The sequence below is a fragment of the Micromonospora sp. D75 genome (assembly GCF_018070405.1).
Classification (GTDB): domain Bacteria; phylum Actinomycetota; class Actinomycetes; order Mycobacteriales; family Micromonosporaceae; genus Micromonospora; species Micromonospora chalcea.
The window spans coordinates 1-3527 of sequence record NZ_JAGPXV010000620.1; the positions used below are offsets into that span (position 1 = coordinate 1).

The window sequence follows — 3527 nt, forward strand, 5'->3', positions numbered from 1 at the left end:
ACGACGGCGCCGCGACCACGTTGCCGGCCGGCGACCCCGACGCCAGAGCGTCCAGCCCCGCCAGCAACTCCTCCGTGCTCGACCCGACCACTGCCGCCCGGTGGTCGAACGTCGACCGGGTCGTCGTCAGGGACCAGCCCACCGCCGCCGCATCGACCTCGCCGTGCTCGCGTACGTGCCGGGCCAGCCGGGCCGCCTGGCCGGTCAGGGCTTCCCTCGACCGCCCCGACAGCGGCCATGCCACGACGCCGGAATCCACGAGGCCGGGCCGGGTGTCCACGCGTGCGGCGTCGACCGGCTCGTCACCCTGCTCGATGATCACGTGGGCGTTCGTGCCGGAGATGCCGAACGACGACACCGCCGCCCGGCGCGGCCGGTCCACCACCGGCCACGGCCGCGACTCCGTGGCCAGCTCGACGGCGCCGGAGGTCCAGTCGATGTGCGGGGACGGCTCGTCCACGTGCAGCGTCGCCGGGACGAGGCCGTGCCGGATGGCCTGCACCATCTTGATCACACCGGCCACCCCGGCGGCGGCCTGGGCGTGGCCGATGTTCGACTTGATCGAGCCGAGCAGCAGCGGCCGGTCGGCGGGCCGCTCCCGCCCGTACGTGGCCAGCAGGGCCTGCGCCTCGATCGGGTCACCGAGCGTGGTGCCGGTGCCGTGCGCCTCGACCACGTCCACGTCGGCCGTGGTAAGGCGGGCCGACGCCAGCGCCTGGCGGATCACCCGCTGCTGCGACGGACCGTTCGGGGCGGTCAGCCCGTTGGAGGCGCCGTCCTGGTTGATCGCCGAGCCGCGCACCACCGCGTACACGGTGCGGCCCTGTCGGCGCGCGTCGGAGAGCCGCTGCACGAGCAGCATGCCCACGCCCTCGGACCAGCCGGTGCCGTCGGCCGACGCGGCGAACGACTTGCACCGGCCGTCGGCGGCCAGGCCGCGCTGCCGGGAGAACTCGACGAAGGCGGTCGGGGTGGCCATCACCATCACGCCACCGGCGAGGGCCATGTCGCACTCGCCGCGCCGCAGCGCCTGACCGGCCCAGTGCAGGGCCACCAGCGACGAGGAGCAGGCCGTGTCCAGCGACACCGCCGGCCCCTCCAGCCCGAACGTGTACGCCACCCGGCCGGAGATGACGCTGCTGGTCATCCCGGTCAGCATGTAGCCCTCGGCGGCCTCCGGCGAGTACGCGAGCAGCGAGCCGTAGTCCTGGCCGCTGGTGCCGACGAAGACGCCGGTGCTGCTGCCCCGTACGTCGGCCGGGTCGATGCCGGCGGACTCGAAGGACTCCCAGGTGGTTTCCAGCAGCAGCCGCTGCTGCGGGTCCATGGCCAGGGCCTCGCGGGGCGAGATGCCGAAGAAGCCGGGGTCGAACCGGTCCACGCCGCTGAGGAAGCCGCCGCCGCGGGCGTAGAAGGTGCCGGGGGCGTCGGGGTCGGGGCTGTAGAGGCTGTCGAGGTCCCAGCCACGGTCGGTCGGCAGGTCGCTGATCGCGTCGACGCCGTCGACCACCAGCCGCCACAGGTCGTCGGGCGACCACACGCCGCCGGGCAGCCGGCAGGCCATGCCGATGATCGCGAGGGGCTCGTCGTCGCCGACCGGCACGGTGGTCGTCGCGGGTCGCACGGGGACCGGGGTGCCGGCGATCTCCGTACCCAGGAAGCCCGCCAGGTCGTGCGGGGTCGGATAGTCGAAGACGAGGGTGGCCGGCAGCCGCATCCCGAAGGCGTTGTTGAGCCGGTTGCGCATCTCGACGGCGGTCAGCGAGTCGAAGCCGAACTCGCTGAACGCCCGGCGCGGCTCGATGGCCGCCGGGTCGGGGTAGCCGAGCACGGCGGCGGCCTGCCCGCGGACGATCTCGACCAGCGCGGCGGCCCGCTCGGCGTCGCCCAGCCCGGCGAGCTGCTGCACCAGTGACGCGCCGGTGGTGGCCGCGGCGGCGCGCGCGGGCGTGCGGATCAGCGCCCGGTACAGCGGCGGGATGCTCCCGCCGGCGAACTGCACCTTCATCGCGGCGAGGTCCAGCCGGGCCGGGACGAGCGCGGCGTCGGTGGTGCGGCAGGCCACGTCGAAGAGCGCGAGCCCCTCCTCGGCCTCCATGGCGGCGACCCCGGAGCGGGAGATCCGGTTGAGGTGGACGTCGTCCAGCTCGGTGGTCATGCCGCTGCGGTCGGCCCAGAGGCCCCAGGCGAGGGTGAGCGCGGCGAGGCCGCGCGCCTTGCGGTGGTGGGCCAGCCCGTCGAGGAACGCGTTGGCGGCGGCGTAGTTGCCCTGGCCCGGGCCGCCTGCGGTGGCGGCCAGCGAGGAGTACGAGACGAACGCCTTCAGGCCGAGGTCGGCGGTCAGCTCGTGCAGGTGCCACGCGGCGTCGACCTTGGGCCGCAGCACGCCGTCCATCCGCTCGGGGGTGAGCGAGGAGATGACGCCGTCGTCGCGGACGCCGGCGGCGTGGACGACAGCGGTGAGGGGGTGCTCCGCCGGGATGCCGGCCAGCAGCTCGGCCACGGCGGCGCGGTCGGCGACGTCGCAGGCGGCGACGGTGACGCTCACGCCGAGCGCCTCCAGCTCGGCGCAGAGCTCCGCGACGCCCCCGGCGGCGCGGCCGCGCCGGCTGGTGAGGATGAGGTGCCGGACGCCGTACGTGCTGACCAGGTGCCGGCTCATCAGCTGGCCGAGGGTGCCGGTGGCGCCGGTGATCAGGACGGTGCCGTCGGAGTCGAACGGGGCGGCCGGCGGCTCGGCCGGGGCGGGAACCCGGGTGAGCCGGGCGCCGGCGGCGACACCCGCGCGGATCACGACCTGCGGTTCGTCGGTCGCGACGGCCGGGACGAGCGCGGCGGCACAGCCGGCCACGTCGTCGACGTCGACAAGCACGAACCGGTCGGGGTTCTCCGACTGGGCGGAGCGGAGCAGGCCGATCACGGCGGCGCCGGCCAGGTCGGTCAGGTCGGCGTCCCGGTCGGTGGCGACCGCGCCCGAGGTCAGCACCACCAGCCGGGACACCGCGTAGCGCTCCTCGGCGAGGAACTGCTGGAGCACGGCAAGCACCCGGTGGGTCGCCTCGGCGACGGCGCGCGGCACGTCCGCCGACGCGGGCGGGTCGAGCAACGGCAGGACCAGCACGCCGGGCGCGTCCGTCCCGTCGTCCATCGCCGTGGCCAGGGCCGTCAGGTCGGGGTACGCCGCCACGGCCGTGCCGGTGGCCGCGACCGCGTCGGTGAGCGCCGCGGCGTCGCCGATGACCGCCCAGTCGACAGTGGACGGGCCGGCGGGCAGCGCGAGCGGCGCCCAATCGACCTGGAAGAGCGACTCGGTGCCGCCGCCGCCGGAGGCGGTGCGGAGCTGGTCGGCGGAGACCGGCCGCAGGACCAGGGAGCCGACGGAGATGACGGGCGCACCGGTGACGTCGGTGAGCAGCAGCGAGATGCTGTCGGGGCCGGTGTGCGAGACCCGGACGCGGGCCGCCGCGGCCCCGGCGCCGTGCAGGGCGACGTCGTTCCAGGAGAACGGCAGCCGGCCGTACCCCGGG

At 75.6% G+C, this 3527-nt stretch carries 1 protein-coding gene; it reads right to left on the reverse strand.

The window, feature by feature from the left end; translation table 11 throughout:
* On the reverse strand, positions 1–3527 hold a 3527-nt coding region (locus KBX39_RS26590), incomplete at both ends, for a type I polyketide synthase (RefSeq protein ID WP_210873079.1).